Annotated in this window: 1 protein-coding gene; it reads left to right on the forward strand. The window is 72.5% G+C overall.

The genetic code is table 11. The annotated features are described in order from the left end of the window. On the forward strand, nt 1–480 hold a 480-nt coding region (locus ACXAID_RS28405), incomplete at both ends, for an HNH endonuclease signature motif containing protein (RefSeq protein WP_475025475.1).

Consider the following 480-nt stretch of genomic DNA (forward strand, 5'->3'; position numbering starts at 1 on the left):
GAATCGCGGGCCGGGGTCGGCGTGACCGGGGGCGGCACGATCGTGCCGATCGCCGAGGTGATCCGGATGGCCGGCCACGCCCACCACCATCTGGCGGTGTTCGACCGGGCCACCGGTGCAGCGCTGAACCTGTTCCGGGCCAAACGGGTCGCCTCACCCGCACAGCGGATCATGCTGATCGCGCGCGACGGGGGCTGCACCAAACCGGGCTGCACCGTGGGCGCCTACGGCTGCCAGGTCCACCACGCCGCCGCCGACTGGACCGACGGCGGCAACACCAACGTCGACGAACTCGGGTTGGCGTGTGGGCCCGACAACCGCGCCGTCGGTGACGGCGCGTGGTCCACCCGGATCAACGCCCGCGGCGAGGTCGAATGGATCCCCCCACCACGGCTGGATACCGGCCAACACCGCATCAACTACCACCACCGCCCCGAACGGCTGCTGCGCCCGCCCGACGCGCCGGCACCGGAGCAGGAC

The sequence above is a fragment of the Mycobacterium sp. ABE4_509 genome (genome assembly GCF_056160785.1).